The sequence below is a fragment of the Stenotrophomonas lacuserhaii genome (assembly GCF_014836545.1).
Taxonomy (GTDB): Bacteria; Pseudomonadota; Gammaproteobacteria; order Xanthomonadales; family Xanthomonadaceae; genus Stenotrophomonas; species Stenotrophomonas lacuserhaii.
In genome coordinates, this window is sequence record NZ_JACSQS010000010.1 from 61,705 (window position 1) to 80,379 (window position 18,675).

General features: G+C 62.0%; 15 protein-coding genes. 9 read left to right on the plus strand and 6 right to left on the minus strand.

Annotation, left to right across the window (positions count from 1 at the left end):
- Positions 1-74: 74 nt before the first annotated feature.
- The 4 genes from H9654_RS10980 to aceE form a co-directional block, all read right to left on the minus strand.
- Complete coding sequence (locus H9654_RS10980) at positions 75-1,769, minus strand: response regulator receiver domain (RefSeq protein WP_191770864.1); 1,695 nt, start codon at positions 1,767-1,769, stop codon at positions 75-77.
- Positions 1,762-4,740 carry an ATP-binding protein gene (locus H9654_RS10985; RefSeq protein WP_191770865.1) on the minus strand — a complete coding sequence of 993 codons (2,979 nt, stop codon included), beginning with the start codon at positions 4,738-4,740 and terminating at the stop codon, positions 1,762-1,764. The genes H9654_RS10980 and H9654_RS10985 overlap by 8 nt, the downstream gene beginning before the upstream one ends.
- An 86-nt stretch (positions 4,741-4,826) precedes the next feature.
- Positions 4,827-5,894 (minus strand): DNA cytosine methyltransferase, encoded by a 1,068-nt coding sequence (locus tag H9654_RS10990; RefSeq protein ID WP_191770866.1) that lies wholly within the window; start codon positions 5,892-5,894, stop codon positions 4,827-4,829.
- 266 nt (positions 5,895-6,160) lie between these two features.
- Positions 6,161-8,848: a pyruvate dehydrogenase (acetyl-transferring), homodimeric type gene (gene aceE / locus H9654_RS10995; protein ID WP_182657260.1), complete on the minus strand. Its 2,688-nt coding sequence runs from the start codon at positions 8,846-8,848 to the stop codon at positions 6,161-6,163.
- Between the two features lie 249 nt (positions 8,849-9,097).
- Between aceE and H9654_RS11000 the strand changes: the two genes are divergently transcribed.
- The 5 genes from H9654_RS11000 (at position 9,098) to H9654_RS11020 (ending at position 13,893) form a co-directional block, all read left to right on the plus strand.
- On the plus strand, positions 9,098-11,467 hold the full coding sequence (locus H9654_RS11000; RefSeq protein ID WP_191770867.1) for a SpoIIE family protein phosphatase: 2,370 nt from the start codon (positions 9,098-9,100) through the stop codon (positions 11,465-11,467).
- A gap of 6 nt (positions 11,468-11,473) precedes the next feature.
- On the plus strand, positions 11,474-11,854 hold the full coding sequence (locus tag H9654_RS11005; RefSeq protein ID WP_191770868.1) for an STAS domain-containing protein: 381 nt from the start codon (positions 11,474-11,476) through the stop codon (positions 11,852-11,854).
- 104 nt (positions 11,855-11,958) lie between these two features.
- Positions 11,959-12,486, plus strand: coding sequence for a PadR family transcriptional regulator (locus H9654_RS11010; protein WP_191770869.1), 528 nt, complete (start codon positions 11,959-11,961; stop codon positions 12,484-12,486).
- 54 nt (positions 12,487-12,540) lie between these two features.
- On the plus strand, positions 12,541-13,341 hold the full coding sequence (locus tag H9654_RS11015) for a siderophore-interacting protein (protein WP_191770870.1): 801 nt from the start codon (positions 12,541-12,543) through the stop codon (positions 13,339-13,341).
- 144 nt (positions 13,342-13,485) lie between these two features.
- Positions 13,486-13,893 (plus strand): hypothetical protein, encoded by a 408-nt coding sequence (locus H9654_RS11020; protein WP_191770871.1) that lies wholly within the window; start codon positions 13,486-13,488, stop codon positions 13,891-13,893.
- A gap of 59 nt (positions 13,894-13,952) precedes the next feature.
- On the opposite strand, the gene H9654_RS11025 is transcribed toward H9654_RS11020, so the two are convergent.
- Entirely contained in the window at positions 13,953-14,663 is a 711-nt protein-coding gene (locus tag H9654_RS11025; RefSeq protein WP_191770872.1) for a YceI family protein, read from the minus strand.
- A gap of 92 nt (positions 14,664-14,755) precedes the next feature.
- Positions 14,756-15,346 (minus strand): malonic semialdehyde reductase, encoded by a 591-nt coding sequence (locus H9654_RS11030; RefSeq protein WP_101098688.1) that lies wholly within the window; start codon positions 15,344-15,346, stop codon positions 14,756-14,758.
- Between the two features lie 128 nt (positions 15,347-15,474).
- Between H9654_RS11030 and H9654_RS11035 the strand changes: the two genes are divergently transcribed.
- The 4 genes from H9654_RS11035 (at position 15,475) to H9654_RS11050 (ending at position 18,628) form a co-directional block, all read left to right on the plus strand.
- Positions 15,475-16,434 carry a mitochondrial fission ELM1 family protein gene (locus tag H9654_RS11035; protein ID WP_191770915.1) on the plus strand — a complete coding sequence of 320 codons (960 nt, stop codon included), beginning with the start codon at positions 15,475-15,477 and terminating at the stop codon, positions 16,432-16,434.
- A gap of 182 nt (positions 16,435-16,616) precedes the next feature.
- Positions 16,617-17,456 (plus strand): DUF2145 domain-containing protein, encoded by an 840-nt coding sequence (locus tag H9654_RS11040; protein ID WP_191770873.1) that lies wholly within the window; start codon positions 16,617-16,619, stop codon positions 17,454-17,456.
- A gap of 23 nt (positions 17,457-17,479) precedes the next feature.
- A complete protein-coding gene (locus tag H9654_RS11045; RefSeq protein WP_191770874.1) occupies positions 17,480-17,983 on the plus strand; it encodes a hypothetical protein in 504 nt (167 codons plus the stop codon).
- Positions 17,984-18,067: 84 nt separating this feature from the next.
- The gene (locus tag H9654_RS11050; RefSeq protein WP_182657266.1) at positions 18,068-18,628 is read left to right on the plus strand and encodes a queuosine precursor transporter; all 561 of its coding nucleotides are present in this window, start codon (positions 18,068-18,070) and stop codon (positions 18,626-18,628) included.
- Positions 18,629-18,675: the final 47 nt, after the last annotated feature.

Consider the following 18,675-nt stretch of genomic DNA (forward strand, 5'->3'; position numbering starts at 1 on the left):
TACAGGGAAGGCATGCGGCGCACAAATCTTCCTCATGAGGTAAAACAAGTGCGCCACATGAGATCGTTGCATGCCTACTTCCCAATCTTTCCCAAGGAGCTAAGCCTCAAGTACTCCGAGTCACTTACACCAATTCTCATCCAACTACCGAGCATGGCGGCCGCCTCACTCACTGCACGCGTATAGCGGATTTCTCCTATCCATTCGAACTTCGCATTCTCAACGTCACAAAAGACAAACGAATTATTCTCACGCCCGGCCAGAACTCGCTGCATAGAATTATCCGGAGCGAAGTTGAAGGACCTGATGAATGGTCTTTTTGAATCAATCTCCAGGCATTTCTCGACCGCGCCGGCCTCACGAATAACCAGTCCGTACTTCTCGGCGTTCACCCTAGCTCTTAGGAACACGAATGCTGCGTCCTCTTTGAGCCTCAACGTATCGCAAGCGGGGGTTAGGCAGATGAGATACTCAATGTCAGCTCCAGCACCCGGCCTATATGTTACAAGGCTACCTGTCGTTAGGGATGGCCTCCAATGCTCGTCACTTGGAACCTTTGATCGACCATGCGCTTCGCGTTTTAGGGCAACCAATCGCGCGAATTCATGCTCCGACTGCTTTGATTTCTCGATCGATCCAGCAAGGGAGGAAGAAATCAACCAGCGCCGCTCACGGAGCAGCTGCACGTCCCGGTCAATTCCTCTGAACACCTTATCGTCTTTTACGCCACCTTCAACTATCTCCTTGAGCAAGGAAAAGTCAACAATGCTATCTCCCTTCTTCTGCTCGGTGACCTGAGATTTCTTTGCCTCTAGCCACCCCATCACGGGCCGCTTATCGAGAAATCGATCGGCAACACGCTCCAACCCCAGCGCAGAATCGCACTCAGAAACGAGCAACTCGCGAATCATCTGAGGCACATCCTCTCTGGGATTAGTTATCGTGTAATTCGCAACATAGGCTGGGTCCAACCATGCTCCGAATCTTGTCAGCATATGATGGGCGCTTTTCCTAATCGCCCCCACTGCAGCCAAAGCGAATGACGGAACTAGACCATCTGCGAAATAACCGAAAGCCCTAATTAACTCGGATGGCAGAAGCGAAACCGGCGTGGATGTTTTGTTCTTCATTACTACGACAGTACTCTCTCCCGCCGCGCAAAAGTCCTGACCTGGCACGTCCGCCAAGGAAATACCACCACGCAGCATGGCACTCTTCACATCATCAAATATGCCGTGGCTCAGAACCTCACCTGTGTAGATGCAGACAAGCCGCAACCGTCCATTCTCGCCATGATCACGACGAGCTATTTCTTCAACCACTTTTATCGTCACGGATGAATCTTGCGGCTGCAGGTACCAGTCGATGATTACCAAGTCCGAAACCATTGATGCAGAGACAGCTCGCTCGATTTTCTGCGCAACATTACCATCAGCATCATTCGGGAGAACGAAAGCGCATGCAATACCCCTGGACGAAAAATCATCTGAGATGCCGCGAACATCTAGCCCGTGAGCGCTTAGCTCAACGACTGGCTCGGGAACCTCTAATGTGGCAGCTTCATCACCAAGACCACTATCGGCTGCAATCTCACCAGACATCTCTGCTCTCGGTGAAGTTACAAGCTCGGGCTCGTTGTCGATGACGACAGCAGTCTTCAAGAATTCTTTGACCGCGAGGTCGACATGAATATCCCATTCCGAATGCGCGTCTACGCATCGACCATCCGCATCCTGCTGCTGCGCGCCCTGGAGATCCGTCTTATCCATCATTTGATTCCTTCTCAAATATCCCGAACACGGTAGAGTCCCTATCAGAAGAGACGAGAATCAGTTCAAACCCTTCGCGACCAAGAGCTTCCTTGCTGATAGCTAGACCAAGCCCCCTACCGCCGGGCCGCTGCGTCTCCCCGAGTTCAAAGATGCGATCACGCAGCCTGGCTTCGATAGCTGGCCCATTATTGGACAAAAGAAAGCCCCTGCGGTCAGCGTCCAGTTTTATGGCCTTCCTCTGAAGCCCACCGACATTTAGCCAATAAATGGCATTGTCTATTATGTTAATGAATGCGCCCACGAGAGCTGACGATCTCGCCTCAACTTTGAAAGCCCTAAACTCCATTGAGGCCTCCAGCTCAATTGTCTCTGCCGAAAGCTGATCTTGGAAGACGTTCCGAACAATCTCGATGATCTCGCTACCCGAAATCGTTACCCTCGAACGATGTAGCCTTCTGCCTAGCGGATCAAGCGCCTTTAAGTACCCGTCAAGGTGCTCGACATGAGTTCTCAAGTTCTTGTAAATGGGCTGAAGTGGAGCATTCTTGTCTGCCCAGGGTTTCAGATTCGAAATGGCGCCACGTATGCCTCGAGCGGCACCTTCGAACTCGTGCTGAAGAATACCAACCGACATTCCCATTTGAGCAAATTCCGAGTAGAAGCCCAACTGCTCTTCCAGGACCTGATTTCTTGCTTCAATCGCGCCAAGACGATCATCAAGTGTTTCCTTTGCCTCTATCGCCTCGGTCAGATCAATCATCTGACGCTTCAGGGAGCCAAAGAGGCTCGCTTCCGACTTGACAAGCTCCCTGATATATTCCTGAGCGCCGGCCCTCAAAGAGTCGAGAAGATGAGGATTTTGGACAGATCGCACCGCAAAATCCCCAGTGGCATTCTCAATCTGAACTCTGAGCTGTGAGAATTCCTTCTTTAGTGTGTCGGCTACGGCAGCGGTCATTTTCTCGCTAGCATCCGCCGCTTCTTTCCTAAGAATCGCCAACTCTCTAATAACATCTGCCTTGTAGTCCTCCATATCCCGAAGCGCAAATTCCCGGCGCTCCGCTTCTGGAATGGTCCCCTTAGCGTAGTCTGCCAATGTCTCATCCACGATCGCTTGCAGAGGCTGGAGGACATCCTCAGCAATCTGGCGGGAGACAGACTGATAAGCAGCCCAATCTTTCGATAGATTTTTTGTTAAGGCAAGTCCTCTGGGCAGCGATACCTGTACCTTTTGATAAATATCCCTCAGTCGCTGACGCGCCTCCACTTCGAGCTGTCTAAATTTCAGCGCAGCGGGGGCTGGCTCCTTTATGTCGGACAGGTTATCTATTCTTTCTCTCAGCACGACCTTAAGTTCGTCTGCCTCTTTCTCAAAATATCCAGCGCTTTGCCTAGAAAAGAAGGAATCAATCTCCTTTTCAAACGCGGCCCGTCTTGCAGACGCACGAGCACTTTGCTTCTTGAGAATTTCAGCTTGAGCGACCAACTCCTCCTTAGCTCTCGAGTAATCATCCCCTTGAGGAGAGGTTGCGCGAAAGAACTCGTACGCGAGCTGCTTGAAGAATCCGACCAGAATGGAACGAAAATCTCGATAGGCGAGATTCTCCCTGAAACCTTCACGGCCGGCCTTCTCGGTTAACGATGAATTATCCTGGTGGCTTATCTCGATATATCCGAACCCGCGGCGATATGAGAAGAACCAATCCCTGGCTGAATAGGTTCTTCTCTTCTCAATGTCGAGCCAGTCCACATCAGAATTTCCATACGGCAGAACTCGAATACCGTCCCTGTAAATATATAGACCCCCAACACGTTGTGTTTTTGAAGTCATTTCTACCCAGTCGGCGGGAGCGAGCCGAGATTCGTTAGCCCGCCCCTGAACATACCCGTATTTCAATCGGAACGGCCCGCACCGTGGGGCACGGCCCTTCCCATCAATCCAATTGCACACAAAGCTGCGCGACTTACCGTAGATCGAAACCGACCCAACAAATTGACCATCAGAATTAAACTCACCCTCAAATAACTGGTCAGTTTTGTTAAAGTCATCGGCACTAAAGAAACTCTTGGGGCCAATACGTTCGGTGACCCCCTCGATGCCGTGATCACGGAACTCCGTTCTAATTACCGACTTTTCCAATGCCATCCAGTTAGAGAAGCCAAGCAAATTTCTCTCAAGCTTCGAGGACTCACCATCGCCCGCGCCATCAATGTCATCGTCAAGCTCCGGAGCAACGGGTATAACTATGAAGGTTGTTCCATAGCCGCTTCCCGATAGAGTGAGTTTCTTATCGGGCGCAAGATCCTGATTTAAGGAATTATCGATTAGATCAGGACCTATTAGCCGCATCCGTGCCAGGTCTTTCTTCAAATAGACGAGTGCCTTTGGATCAATCTGGTCAGCAAGAGAGTCCAGATTCGCCTCAACCCGATCGACAAGCTGAGAGACATCCTTTTGCGTCGGAACCTTGCCCCCGCTAAACTCCTCAATGGGGATATCAATCAAACCAATATCTAGGCCAGGCTGCTCGAATATTCCCCAGTGGACAAGCGCCACGACCAGATTGTGCAGGCCTTCAGGGCGGGCCGCGCGAGTGAGCAGCAGAGTGATTGGGGCTATGACAGCAATCGCCAAGCGACCAATGCCTTTTTCCCCCATAATCGATCGCCTTGTTGGATGCCGAGGCCCACGCCACTCCTGATCCGCGCCCTCTACTGCGCTGTTCGCATTTAGACGTGACTCTGTACCCAGCGTGAGCCAACGATTCTCGACATCAGACCTAGTCATGCCATAGCCGTCATCTCGAATGACAAGCACATGATTATTTCTGAAGTAATCAACTTCAACTCGATCAGCGTACGCGTCATGCGCGTTCTTAAAGAGCTCGTGGATTGCATTTGGTATGCCTGCAATCTGTTGGCGGCCCAGCATATCAACCGCTCTGGCTCTTACCTTGAGCTTTGTCACAGTCGCCCTCCTATCAGCTCACTGGCTTTTTCAATGCTCCGCGCTTACACCGCAGAGCAGATCAGAAACGTTTCACCATCACACCTTCAACTTTCCGCATCGATGGCTACACTAGAGTTGGACAGCGGCTGGAGCGCCGCCATCATACTAAGTGCGATATTGAACATCATCCTTGGAGGGACGGCGTTTCCGATTTGCATCGCAATTTGATTTGCGTTCCCGTGAAAAATATAATCATCAGGAAATGACTGAATCCGGGCAGCTTCGCGCAATGTTATTGCTCTATTCTGCACCGGGTGCGCAAACCTTCCACGCGTTATATCAGTGCAGCCGGTCGTCAGCGTGGGCGCGACGTCTGCGAGAGACATTCGCCCATAAGTATCAGAAAAAGCAGAGCTTTTGGCGTTTTTGTGACATGCGAGCCTCAATCGCGCAGGTAGAGAGCTTCTTCCCCCGCCGTTGAGCGGAATGTGCTTTAGCCTCTCTAGATTGAGGGCAGAGTGCCGTCTTGCGAAATGAAGTGGATCCTCCAAATCTTCGGAACGGCCAATAGGCGGCACCGGAAGATCGCCAATGACGTCTCCAACCGTCACCTTCGGATGCAGCATTATATTGAGAGCGTCTCGCAGCACTACACCCTTAGTGGCGACCAAAATCATGCGCATTCTACGTTGTGGCACACCGGAGTCTGCCGCATTTATGCGCATTGGCTCTCCCACTTGGTAGCCAAACTCGCGATGCAACCACTCGGTGAATTCACCAAATATCGAAGTTGATGCTAATCCTGGCACGTTCTCAAGGAAAACAATCCGCGGCTCGTAGCGCGTGATGAACTTTTTTGCTTCATCCAGCAATCCTGCTCTCTTATCAGCACTAGATTTGGCTCTATTCTGACTACTAAACGGTTGGCAAGGCGCACAAATTACGAGGAGGTCGAGACCCTCTGGGATTAGGTCAGAGAATTCGTTTGGGTCGACCTTCTTGATGTCCTTCTCAATCAGACGAACGGCGGGGTGATTCGCTCTATAAGTACGACACGCGCCTACCTCGTAGTCCACGGCTCCAACCACATTGAAGCCGGCCTGTTTTAGGCCAAGTGAAACTGCACCTGATCCACAGAACAAGTCCAACGCGACGGGCCCATTGTCATACATGTTTGACTATCCTGACAAAAACTATACAAACGAAACGAGAGCGGAATGGGTGATTGGCGCGTTCGGTTGCGCACTTGAAAGGCATTCTTTTAAGAACTTCGGCACGTTGAGTTCTTAATTTCTGGATCCAGCTCAGAATGGCCCATGCTCGCGCACTCCAATCAAACGAAACCCCCCTCTAACATCTTAGAGGAGGGTCTTCGCCTTGCCTACGATTGCATACCGCCTCGCCAGATTTCCTGACTGAGCGCAAGTACTTCGCCCCATCAAACCCCAACAGGGTTCGACTTCTCTACATCAATCTTGTACTGCTTGATAGCCCGGGCCACATCCTTCCCGGTCATCTTCCCTTCCTTCGCCAGCGCCGCAATAGCCGCATGCGCGATGTAGTACCTATCTACCTCGAAGAAACGACGCAGGTTCGCACGCGTATCCGAACGGCCGAAGCCATCCGTACCCAGCACGGTGTAGTGCCCCGGGATGAACGCACGGATCTGATCCGCATACGCCCGCACATAGTCGGTCGCTGCAATCACAGGACCCTGGCGGCCTTCCAGCAGCTCGGTCACGTACGCCTTGCGCTGTTCGCCTTCCGGGTGCATGCGGTTGTAACGCTCGGCATCGAAACCATCGCGACGCAGTTCGTTGAAGCTCGGGCAGCTCCAGATATCGGCGGTTACGCCGAAGTCCTTGTCCAGCAGCTCGGCCGCGGCAATCGCTTCGCGCAGGATCGTGCCCGAACCCAGCAGCTGCACGCGCAGCTCGTTCTTCTTCGGCTTGCCGGCGTCGGTCAGCAGGTACATGCCCTTGACGATGCCTTCGGCCGCGCCTTCCGGCATTTCCGGGTGGGTGTAGTTTTCGTTCATCAGGGTGATGTAGTAGTACTCATCCACCTGGTCTTCCATCATCGCCTTGGTGCCGTGCTGCAGGATCACCGTCACTTCGAAACCGAAGGTCGGGTCATAGCTGCGCACGTTCGGGATGCCACCAGCGGCCAGATGGCTGTGGCCATCTTCGTGCTGCAGGCCCTCACCGTTCAGCGTGGTGCGGCCAGCGGTGCCACCCAGCAGGAAGCCGCGGGTACGCATGTCGGCGGCCTGCCAGGCAATGTCGCCCACGCGCTGGAAGCCGAACATCGAGTAATAGATGTAGAACGGCAGCATCGGCACGTTGGAAACCGAATAGCTGGTACCGGCGGCCATCCACGATGCGATCGCACCCGGCTCGCTGATGCCCTGCTGCAGCACCTGGCCGCTCTGGTCTTCGCGGTAGAACATCAGCTGGTCCGCATCCACCGGCTTGTACTTCTGGCCGAACGGGGCGTAGATGCCGATCTGCCGGAACAGGCCTTCCATGCCGAACGTACGCGCTTCGTCGGCCACGATCGGCACGATGTGCGGGCCCAGTTCCTTGTCACGCAGGGTGATGTTCAGGCTCTGCACGAAGGCCATCGTGGTGGAGTACGAACGTTCGCCACTGCTCTTCAGCAGGCGCTCGTAGGTTTCCAGCTTCGGTGCGTTGAAGCTCTTGCTGGCCTTGCGGCGACGCTGCGGCAGGTAACCACCCAGCGCGGCGCGACGTTCCTGCAGGTACTTCACTTCCGGCGAATCCGGGCCGGGGTGGTAGAACGGCACCTGGCCGTCCTTCAGCTGCTCGTCGGTCACCGGAATGTTGAAACGGTCGCGGAAGTGGCGCACCGCTTCGTCGTCCAGCTTCTTGGTCTGGTGGGTCGGGTTCAGTGCCTCGCCGGCGCTGCCCATGCCGTAGCCCTTCACCGTCTTGGCCAGGATCACCGTCGGCATGCCCTTGGTGTTCACGGCCTGGTGGTAGGCGGCGAACACCTTGTGCGGGTCGTGGCCACCACGGTTCAGGCGCCAGATGTCGTCGTCGGAAAGGCCCGAAACCATCGCAGCGGTTTCCGGGTACTTGCCGAAGAAATGCTCGCGGGTATACGCGCCGCCGAAGGCCTTGCAGTTCTGGTATTCGCCGTCGACGGTTTCCATCATCAGCTTCTTCAGGACGCCATCGGTGTCCTTGGCCAGCAGGGCATCCCAGTAACCGCCCCACAGCAGCTTGATCACGTTCCAGCCGCCGCCACGGAACACGCCTTCCAGTTCCTGGATGATCTTGCCGTTGCCGCGCACCGGGCCATCAAGGCGCTGCAGGTTGCAGTTCACCACGAAGATCAGGTTGTCCAGGCCTTCGCGGCCGGCCAGTGCGATGGCGCCCAGGGTTTCCGGCTCGTCGCTCTCGCCATCGCCGATGAAGCACCACACCTTGCGGTCGGACTTTTCGATCAGGCCACGGTTCTCCAGGTAACGCAGGAACTGCGCCTGGTAGATCGCGGCGAGCGGGCCCAGGCCCATCGACACGGTCGGGGTCTGCCAGTAATCCGGCATCAGCCACGGGTGCGGGTAGCTGGAAAGGCCACCGCCGTCGACTTCCATGCGGAACTTGTCCAGCTGCGCTTCGTCGATGCGGCCTTCCAGGTAGGAACGCGCATAGATGCCCGGGGCGCTGTGGCCCTGGATGAACAACAGGTCGCCCGGATGGTTGTCGCTCGGGGCGCGCCAGAAGTGGTTGAAGCCGACGTCATACAGCGTGGCGCCCGATGCGAAGCTGGCGATGTGGCCGCCCAGGTCGCCCGGCTTGCGGTTGGCGCGCACCACGGTGGCCATCGCATTCCAGCGGATGATCGAACGGATGCGCCATTCCAGGTCGGCGTCGCCGGGGCTCTTGGCCTCCAGGTTCGGCGCGATGGTGTTCACGTATTCGGTGGTGGGAGAGAACGGCAGGTACGCACCCGAACGACGGGTCAGCTCCACCATGCCTTCCAACAGTTGATGCGCGCGCTCGGGGCCCTCGACATCAATCACGGCCTTCAACGACTCGATCCACTCCTGGCTTTCCACCGGGTTCGGGTCGTTGTTCAGCAGCTCGTTCAACCAGTTCATTAGCGCTCCCATTACCGCACGCACGCGCGCGACTGTTATTGATTTCTAGACCGCAAAGTGTAGCGCACCAGTGGCTTCCATCACTTGGCTACGCCTGCGTATGGTCGTAAATGGCCTGTGTCCCTGCGGACTGTCCGAAGTTGTCCCGGCCAATGTTTCCAAGGTGTTACGCGCGCGGCGGAACCTGTTCCTTGCCCGGCCGGCCCCGGCCATGCCATTGATCCGGGACGGAAAACCAAGGATCACGCCGTGGTTGGTCGCCCTACGCCGCTTGCCCCCACCCGACCCGCTGGCCGCAGCCTGCGCACGCGGCTGATGCTGTGGTCAAGCCTCGTGCAGGCCGCATTGTTGCTGCTGCTGGTGACACTGTTCTATCTGGGTGCGCGAACGCTGGTGCACCAGCAGGCCACCGAACAGCTGCGCTCGCTGGCCGACCAGACCGCCCGCAGCCTGGGCAATTCGCTGCGTTCGGCGGAAATCACCGGCGATATGCTGCTGTCCCCGCTGGGCCGCCAGGCCTTCGATGCCATCCAGCTGGATGGCCTGCTGCGCGCGGCGGTGGTGGCCGACCCCAACGTGGACGGGGCCACGGTGATCATCGAACCGGACCGCGTGGCCGGCCTGCCCGATGGCTACGCGTGCAATGACATGCTGCACGATGGCAGCGTGCACCAGTCCTGCAGCGGCCAGCTGGGCTTTGATACGCACCAGCGCAGTTGGTACCGCGATGCGCTGCGCGCCAGTGGCCCGTGGTGGTCGGCGCCGTACACCAACCCGCAGGCCGAAGGGCGCCTGTTCATCACCTACAGCAATCCGCTGCGGCTGGCCGGCGAGCTGCTGCCGGCCGGGCTGGTCAGCGTGGACGTGCCACTGGCACGGCTGCAGCAGGATCTGGGCGAACTGCCGCGCAGCGTCGGCCTGCGCGCCACCCTGCTCGGCCCGGACCACCGCGTGGTGCTCAGTTCGGTGCCGGAAATCGAGCCGGGGATGTCCTTGCAGCAGTACCTGCAGCTGCGTCCGGACCTGGCGCCGCTGTTCGACCTGCGCCGCCCCCTGCTCCAGCCAGAGCGCGGGCTGGAACACCGCGGCAGCGACGGCACGCGCTTCCTCAGCCGGGTCGCCCCGTTGCAGCAGCCCGGCTGGCAGGTGGTGCTGTCGGCGGACCGTGCGCTGCTGCTGGCAGACCTGCGCCGCGTGGCGCATTGGGCAATCGGGCTGGGCTTGCTGGGCGTGGCGGTGTGGCTGCTGCTGGTGCGCCGCCATGCGCTGCGGCTGCTGCAGCCGATGGAAGCGCTCACCGCGGCCGCACGCCGTTTCAGTGCCGGCCAGTTCCACGAACCGCTGCCGGTACCACGCCACGATGATGAGGTTGGCGAGATGGCCCGCTCATTCGAAAGTGCGCGCCGTTCCATCCTGCAGCAGATGGACACCATCGCGCGGATGGCCAGCGCGCGCGAACGCACCGAAAGCGAAATGCGCATCGCCCATGGCATCCAGCAGGGCATGCTGGCGCCACCGCCGCGCCTGCAGGCCGATGGCTTCCAGCTGCGCAGTGCGGCGCTGCTGGTACCCGCGCGTGAGGTCGGCGGGGATTTCCAGCACATCGCCCAGCTGGACCGCACCACGCTGTGCTTCGTCATCGGCGATGTATCCGGCAACGGCGTGCCGGCGGCCTTGTTCATGACCCGCGTACTGACCGTGCTGGAAGCTTCGATGCTGCGCCATCGCCATCCGCCGACCATCCTGGCCGAAGCCGGGCGGCATATCGCCGAGCGCAACCAGGCCTGCATGTTCGCCACGGTGTTGTGCGGGGTGGTGGATGTAGCCAGTGGCCGCTTCGAACTGGCCAGCGCCGGGCATGAATCGCCGCTGCTGCGCCAGGCCGATGGCCGCGTGCGGGTGCAGGCGATGCACAGCGGCCCGGCGCTGGGCATCAGCGCCGATGCCGGCTACCCGTGCGCGCGCGGGCTGTTGGCGCCGGGCGATTACCTGCTGGCCTATACCGATGGCATCAGCGAGGCGCAGTGTCCGCGCCAGCGCTGGTTCGGGCTGGAGGGGCTGCGCGAGGTGCTGGCGGCCGAGCCCGATGACCGCCGCGTCTGCGCCCGCGTGGTGGATACCCTTCACGCGTTCTGCGAAGGCGCCGGCAACCCGGACGACCTGGCGCTGGTCAGCGTGGGGCGGCAGGCGCTGGCGGCACCGCTGCGGCTGCGTGCGGCGGCCACCCCCGATGGGCTGGCCTACCTGCTGCAGCGGCTGGTGGCGGGATTGCACGGGATGCACCTGGACAGCACACGCATCGGCCTGGCGCGGCTGATCGTGGAAGAGCTGGGCACCAATGCCATGGCGTATCAGCGCGTTGTGTCGGATGTGACTCTCGACGTCCTCGCGACCCTGGATGAGGATGGCCTCGCACTGGACGTGCGCGATGACGGGCAGGCATTCGACCCCACCGTTGCGCCCGTACCAGACCTGGACGAGGCGATGGAACGCCGCGCCATCGGGGGCTGGGGCCTGCACCTGGTGCGCTCGCTGAGCGACCACATCGAGTACTGCCGTCGCGATGGCAGCAATCACGTCCATCTTCTGCTGCTGCCGCCGGCAGCGCGTACGGAGTAGTTGCCCATGTCCCGCCTGACCCTGCGAATCGATCCCGGTGACAGCCCGTACCAGCGCGTGTTCGTGTCCGGCTGGCTCGATGGCAGCACCCATGCCGAACTGGACGCCGCACTGGCGCCGCTGCTGCACGATGGCACCCACATCCTGGAACTCAACCTGGCCGGGCTGGAGTACATATCCAGCGCCGGGCTGCGATCCATCTTCCGCGCCCGCAAGGCCCTGCACCCGCACGCCGGCCGCCTGCTGGTGATGCAGCCCCGCCCGGGCGTGCGCAAGGTGTTCGAGCTGGTCAAGGCAGTCCCGGTGGAAGAGGTCTTCGCCTCCCAGGAAGAACTGGACAACTACCTGTCCGTGATCCAGCACAAAGTAGCCAACGGCGAACTGTAAGCCAGCACACCCGGTAGTGACGACCGTTGGTCGTCACAGCCCCACCCCTTGCACCCAATCCCCTATCGATATATCGTTTCGCAACCCGATACCGATATATCGAAATGACCCCGCCGCGCCCCGCCCCCGCCACCACCCGCCTGCTCAGCCGCGGTGACCTGCGCCTGCTGGTGCTGGCGCTGCTCGGCGATCAACCCCGCCACGGCTACGAACTCATCCAGCACGTCAGCGAGCTGTTCGTGCGCGCCTACACGCCCAGCGCTGGCACCATGTATCCGCTGCTGGCCAGCTTCGAACAGGCCGGCTGGGTGCTCGCCGAAGACGACGCCGGGCGCCGCCGCTTCCGCATCACCGACAGCGGCCGCGCCGAACTGCTGGCCCGCCGCGATGAAGTGAAAGCCGCCCAGCACCGCGCCTGGCACCGTGCCCGCGAGATCGCCAAGGCCGACATGCCGCCGGACCTGCGCGATGCCCTGCGCCAGTTCAAGAGTGCGCTGGTGCGCCACCACGGACGCTGGCAGGAAGGCGAAACCACCCAGGTGTCCGCCCTGCTGCTGCAGGCGGCCGCGCTGTTGAACGGCCAGCCGCCTGCGCCGGCCGAATCCCCCGAACCTGCGACCCCGCCCGCCTGAGCCAGCCCGGTCGCCCCGCGCCTGTCGCGCCCCCTCCCTCTTCAGGAATCCCCTATGTCTTCCCATGAAAACAAGCGCCTGCGCCTGGATGTCCGCTTCCGCGAACTGACCGTGCTGCGCACCGAAGAAGTCACTCCGAACATGCGCCGCGTGGTGCTGGGTGGCGCCGACCTGGCCGGCTTTGATTCACCCGGCCCGGATGACCACATCAAGCTGTTTTTCCCCAACCGCAGCGGCGAGATGGTGCTGCCGACCATGACCCCCGAAGGCCCGCGTTACCCGGAAGGCAAGGAACCTTCGCCCGCCCGCGATTACACCCCGCGCGGCTGGGACCACGAGGCTGGCGAGCTGGCGATCGACTTCGTGCTGCACGGCGACCACGGCGTGGCCGGCCCGTGGGCCGCACGCGCGCAGCCGGGCGATACGCTGGCGGTTGGCGGTCCGCGTGGTTCGTTCCAGGTGGCCGATGATTACGATGGCTATGTGCTGATCGGCGATGAAACCGCGCTGCCGGCGATTGCCCGCTGGCTGGAGATCCTGCCGGAAGAAGCCGAAGTGCAGGTGCTGATCGAAGTGGCCGACGAGGCCGAGCGCCAGGACCTGCCGCAGGGTGACAACGTGCGCATCCAGTGGCTGGAGCGCAATGGGTTCCCGGCCGCAAGCAGTTCGCTGCTGGAAGACGCGCTGGTGGACTTCGAGGCGCCGGAGGGCGATGTGTTCTATTGGATCGCCACCGAATCACGCCGCGCGCGGATGATGCGCAAGTTCTTCGAAGGCCACCATGCGGTGCCGCGCGACTGGATCCGGTCCACCGGGTACTGGAAAGCGCACGCGGACGAGACTGACGGCGACTGAAACTCCAAAGCAAGGGCGTGACGACCAACGGGCGTCACCCACCAGGAGCGGCAATCGTCGGTCCGGTAGTGACGGCCGCTGGCCGTCATTGCGCCTTTTGACGGCCAGCGGCCGTCGCTACCGAATTGACGCGATAATGGCCGCATGACCGACCTCTTTGCTGCCACCGTCGCCGCGGCGCTTTCGCGCCTGCAGACCGACCCTTCCGCCTTTGACACCGTGCTCGCCCCCCATGGCGAGGCCGGCGCACTGCGCCCCACGCTGCGCGAGCTGCTGGCAACCCGCCAGCTGGCGCTGAAGGCCGATGCCGATGTCGGCCTGGTGGCTGACATGCTGCGCCGCGACCAGAAATTCGCCCCGCCGGGCCGTCCTTCCATCCACCTGGTGCAGCTGCGCAAGCAGCAGGCCAGTGCCAAACAGGCGGCGTTGATCGCGCGCCAGGCGTACGGCCGCGCCGCGCAGGATTTCGTGCGGGCACTGTCGTTGAAGATCACCCCGCGGCTGACCCCGATCGCCGTGGCCGACCGCTGGATGCAGACGCAGTTGGGGTGATTGCCCGCAAAAAAAAACCCGCCGTCGCCGGCGGGTTTTTTCATTCAACGCACCGTGGATCAGGCAGCCGGCTTTTCGCCGGTGGCTTCGGTGGTGATGCGGATCTTCACTTCATCGCTGACGTTCGGGGCGTACGCGCCGACGCCGAAATCGCTGCGCTTGATGGTGGTGGTGGCATCGAAGCCCGCCGCCGGCACCTTGGCCATCGGGTGCTCGCCGCCGCCATTGATGGTGACGTCCAGGGTGACCGGCTTGGTCTGGTCCTTGATGGTCAGGTCGCCGGTCACGGTCAGCTTGTTGGTGCCGGCCGATTCCACCTTGGTGCTCTTGAACGAAGCCGCCGGGAACTTGGCCGCGTCGAAGAAGTCGGCGCTCTTCAGATGCTCGTCGAACTTGGCGGTGAAGCTGTTCAGGCCGGACAGCGGCAGCTTCACTTCCACGGTGGACTTGGTCACGTCGGCCGCGTCATACACCAGGGTGCCTTCGGCGCTGCCGAAGTGCGCGGTCGGGTTGGAGAAGCCGAAGTGGCTCCACTGCGCCAGCACGTCGGTGTGGCTCGGGTCCAGCTTGTAGGTGCCCGAAGCGATCTGGATCGCCTCGGCAGCCGGAGCGGCAGCGGCGGCATCAGCAGCCGGGGTGGCGGCCGGTTCGGTCGTGGCCGGGGTCGCGGCGGCATCGGCGGCCGGGGTGGCTTCGTCGGCCGGCTTGGAGCAGGCGGCGATCGCCAGGGTCAGGGCCAGCGGCAGCAGCAGCTTGGTGGTCTTGGTCATGTTCAGGACTCTCTCTCGATTGTTTCGCTAAGGGAATGGACTGCAAACATCGACCCGTCCACGGGACCGGCCGATTCAAACATAAACACGGTTCAGACGATGCGAGCGGCTTCGTCGAAGGACAGGCGCGGCGAACGCGGGAACAGGCCGGCGGTGTCGCCGTAGCCCAGGTTCACCAGGAAGTTGCTGCGCAGCGAGGTGCCGGCGAAGAACGCCTCATCCACCTTGGCCGGATCGAAACCGGTCATCGGGCCGGCGTCCAGGCCCAGCGCGCGTGCGGCCAGGATCAGGTACGCGCCCTGCAGGCTGCCGTTGAGGAAGGCCGGCTTCTGGCGGTTTTCCTGCGGGCCGTCGAACCACGCCTTGGCATCGGTGTGCGGGAACAGGTAGGGCAGCTTTTCGTGGAAGTCCAGGTCGTGGGCGATGATCACCGTGACCGGGGCGGCCATCGTCTTGGCCAGGTTACCTTCGGACAGCGCCGGGGCCAGCTTGGCCTTGCCTTCCTTCGAGGTGACGAACACGAAACGGGCCGGGCTGGAATTGGCCGAGGTCGGGCCGAACTTCACCAGGTCGTACAGCGCGCGCAGCGTGGATTCGTCCACCGGCTTGTCGTGGAAGTCATTCGCGGTGCGGGCAGTGCGGAACAACTGGTCAAGCGCGGCAGCGTCGAGTTCGTGCGACATGCATCCTCCAGGTAAAGAGCGTCAGCCCGGTGCTGCCTGCCAACAGGCCTGCAGCCGGGTCCATGCGGGGCAGTGTAGAGTGTCGCGTCTGTTGCAACACCCAGCAGGGCTGAAACGAATTAATGCCAATCGTGAAACGATCGAGTGCGCCCTCGACGATTACCGATGGCCGCGCCGGCAACGTCCGGCAGGCCGTGGCGCTGGCCGGCGCGCTGCGTCTGGGCACCCACCAACCCCTGATGCTGGTGCCGCAGGCGCCCTGGCGCTGGCTGTCGCCCCGGCGCCTGCCCGGTGACATCCGGCACGGGTACGGCGAGGCATTCGCGGCGCTGGCCGAGACTCCCCCGACGCTGGCAATAGGCTGTGGCCGACAGGCCGCCGGGGCATTGCGGGTGCTGCGTGCGCGGGGAAGCCGGGTGGTGCAGATCCTGGATCCGCGCATCAGCGCGCGCCACTGGGACCTGGTGATCGTGCCCGAACATGACCGCCTGCGTGGCGGCAACGTGCTGACCCTGCTGGGCAGCCTGAACCCGGTGGATGATGACTGGCTGACGCTGGGGCGCGCCGCCTTTGCCGATTTCCGCAGCCTGCCCGGCCCGCGCACCGCGCTGCTGGTGGGCGGGCCGACCGCCCATGCGGCATGGGACGAACAGGACATGCGCGGGGTGTTCGCGCAGCTCGCCGCGCAGATCCGCGCAGAGGGTGGCAGCCTGCTGGCGACCACGTCGCGGCGCACGCCGCCGGCACTGTCCGATGCGCTGCGTGACACCTTCGCCGACATCCCCAACGTGATCTGGGGCGATGGCGGCGACGGGGTGAATCCGTATGCCGGGCTGCTGGGCTGGGCCGACCGGGTGGTGGTATCACCGGATTCGGTGAATCTGCTGTCCGAAGCCAGCGCCACGCGCGCGCCGGTGATGGTGGCGCTGGCGGCCACCGCGCAGGGCCGCATGCAGCACTTCCAGCAGGCGCTGCACGAACGCGGCCGGCTGCAGCCGCGCTGGCTGGACTGGGACCACGGGCCCATCGAACCGCTGCGTGAGACCACGCGCGTAGCCGCCGAAGTGAAGCAGCGCCTGGGCCTGTGACGTGGGTAGCGCCGAGCCATGCTCGGCGAGCGCAGCGCAGCGTGACGACCAACGGTCATCACCCACCACAGCCGTCACTACCGAAGACCCGGTGGGTGACGACCGTTGGTCGTCACGCCGTCAGCACTGCACCCACCGAGCACGGCTCCGCGCCACCTGCTTCAGTCTATGATGCCCTCGACATGGACCGTCCTTTCTTATCCCTCGCCCTGCTCCTGCTGCTCGCTCCGGCCACCGCCCGGGCCGACAGCGGCACCTGCCGCGAACGCTATCCCACCCCCGCCGCCGAGGCGGCGATGTTCGACGTGGCCTGGACCACCGCCGAGCGCCTGGACACCCTGCCCGACGTGGACGTGGTGATCGCCGCGCGCGGCGGACAGGACCTCAGCCGTTACGGCCTGCGCCACAGTCACCTGGCCATCCTGCTGCGCGACGACGACGGGCGCTGGCGCGCGGTGCACCTGCTCAACCGCTGCAAGACCGACCGCTCGCTTCTGTACTACGAAGGGCTGGCCAACTTCATCGGCGAAACCGGTGGCCATACCGATCTACGCATCGGCCTGCTGGAGCCCGCACTGGCGGCCCGCCTGAAGGCGATGCTGCAGTCGCCGGCCACCGCCGCGCACGCCTTGCACGAACCACGCTACAACGTGGTGGCCTATCCATACCGAACCGATTTCCAGAACTCCAACGGCTGGGTGCTGGAGGTGCTGGCCGCCGCGATGGCCAGCACCGATGGTGCCGCACCCTTGCAGGATCGCGCCCAGGTGCAGCAGTGGCTGCTCGCCAACGGTTACCTGCCCAGCGTGCTGCATATCAGCTTGGGCAAGCGCGTGGGTGCGCGCGTGGCGGTGGCCAATGCCACTACCACCGACCATCCGCTGGCCGAGCGCGTGTCCGGCAACTATTCGGTGGTGACCGTGGAATCGGTGTTCGACTTCCTGCGCGCACGCCAGCAGCTGCCGCAGGAACTTTCCATTCCGCATGTTCCCGTGGCCGGTGCCACGGCCGCTACGCCCTGACCCCTTTTCCGCAGGAGACACGCATGTCCCGTTCCTTTGCCACGCCGGCCCTTGCCCTGATCCTCGCTTCGTCGCTGCTGGCCCCGCCTGCACGCGCCGGCGACCTCAACAGCAGCGAAACCACGATGCTGATCTCCATCGTGTTCACCGTATCGGTGCCGTTCGCCGCGTCGGTGGGCCTGGCCGAACTGTCCGCCGCCCCGTTCAAGGCCAGCGCGAAGCGCAACGCCGCCAAGCGGGTGCCGGCCAAGCCGCTGCCGGAAATGGAAGTCAAAGCGGTCACCACCAACACCGAAGGCGGCCGCACCGTGCAGCTGCAGGTACCGGGCAAGAACGACCAGACCGCCACCCTGGAATGGCCGGCGCGCGCGGATGATCCCGGTGCGGGCTTCGTAGTCGGGCAGACGGTGGCCTTCGTGCCGACCCCGGCCGGGGCCGGCTGGAACATCCACGATGCCGCCGGCCGCCAGCTGGCCTACGTACCTACTGCCTACGCCGCGGCAGACAGCACCAGCACCACCTGGTAATGGCTGCCGGCTGAACGCGCCCGGTTGGCCGCGTGCCCTGCCCGGGCGGATAATGCGCGTCTTCCTTTGAATCCGTGGCTCGCCATGCCTGTGCGTCCTGCCCCTGTGTTTGCCCCGATGACCCTGCGCGCGCTGCTGCTGGCGGTGCTGGCGATGGGCGCGGTGGTGCTGGGTTCGAACGTGCTGGTGCAGTACCCGATCAACGACTGGCTGACCTGGGGTGCCTTCAGCTATCCGGTCGCGTTCCTGGTGAGCAACCTGATCAATCGCCGCTTCGGCCCGGGCCCGGCCCGCCGGGTGGCGTGGGCCGGCTTCGCGCTGGCGGTGGTGCTGTCGTTCTGGGTGGCTACGCCGCGCATCGCGGTGGCGTCCTGTTCGGCGTTCATCGTGGCGCAGCTGCTGGACATCACCGTGTTCGACCGGCTGCGTCGGGGCAGCTGGTGGCGCGCGCCGATGGTGGCCACCACCTGCAGTGCCACGGTGGATACCGCGATCTTCTGGAGCATCGCGTTTGCCGGTTCGACGCTGCCGTGGATGAGCTGGGCGCTGGGCGACCTGGCGGTGAAGCTGGCGATCGGCGTGTGCCTGCTGGCCCCGTTCCGTGCGTTGTTGTGGAAGATGGCGCCGGTGCACGGCGCGAGGTAACCCGGTAGCGCCGAGCCGTGCTCGGCGAGCGCAGCGGCAGGCAACAG

Coding starts and splice junctions, on each gene's coding strand:
- H9654_RS10980 (WP_191770864.1), bottom strand. CDS start 1,769: ATGGATAAGACGGATCTCCAGGGCGCGCAGCAGCAGGATGCGGATGGT.
- H9654_RS10990 (WP_191770866.1), bottom strand. CDS start 5,894: ATGTATGACAATGGGCCCGTCGCGTTGGACTTGTTCTGTGGATCAGGT.
- aceE (WP_182657260.1), bottom strand. CDS start 8,848: ATGAACTGGTTGAACGAGCTGCTGAACAACGACCCGAACCCGGTGGAA.
- H9654_RS11005 (WP_191770868.1), top strand. CDS start 11,474: ATGTCCCGCCTGACCCTGCGAATCGATCCCGGTGACAGCCCGTACCAG.
- H9654_RS11010 (WP_191770869.1), top strand. CDS start 11,959: ATGACCCCGCCGCGCCCCGCCCCCGCCACCACCCGCCTGCTCAGCCGC.
- H9654_RS11015 (WP_191770870.1), top strand. CDS start 12,541: ATGTCTTCCCATGAAAACAAGCGCCTGCGCCTGGATGTCCGCTTCCGC.
- H9654_RS11020 (WP_191770871.1), top strand. CDS start 13,486: ATGACCGACCTCTTTGCTGCCACCGTCGCCGCGGCGCTTTCGCGCCTG.
- H9654_RS11025 (WP_191770872.1), bottom strand. CDS start 14,663: ATGACCAAGACCACCAAGCTGCTGCTGCCGCTGGCCCTGACCCTGGCG.
- H9654_RS11030 (WP_101098688.1), bottom strand. CDS start 15,346: ATGTCGCACGAACTCGACGCTGCCGCGCTTGACCAGTTGTTCCGCACT.
- H9654_RS11040 (WP_191770873.1), top strand. CDS start 16,617: ATGGACCGTCCTTTCTTATCCCTCGCCCTGCTCCTGCTGCTCGCTCCG.
- H9654_RS11045 (WP_191770874.1), top strand. CDS start 17,480: ATGTCCCGTTCCTTTGCCACGCCGGCCCTTGCCCTGATCCTCGCTTCG.
- H9654_RS11050 (WP_182657266.1), top strand. CDS start 18,068: ATGCCTGTGCGTCCTGCCCCTGTGTTTGCCCCGATGACCCTGCGCGCG.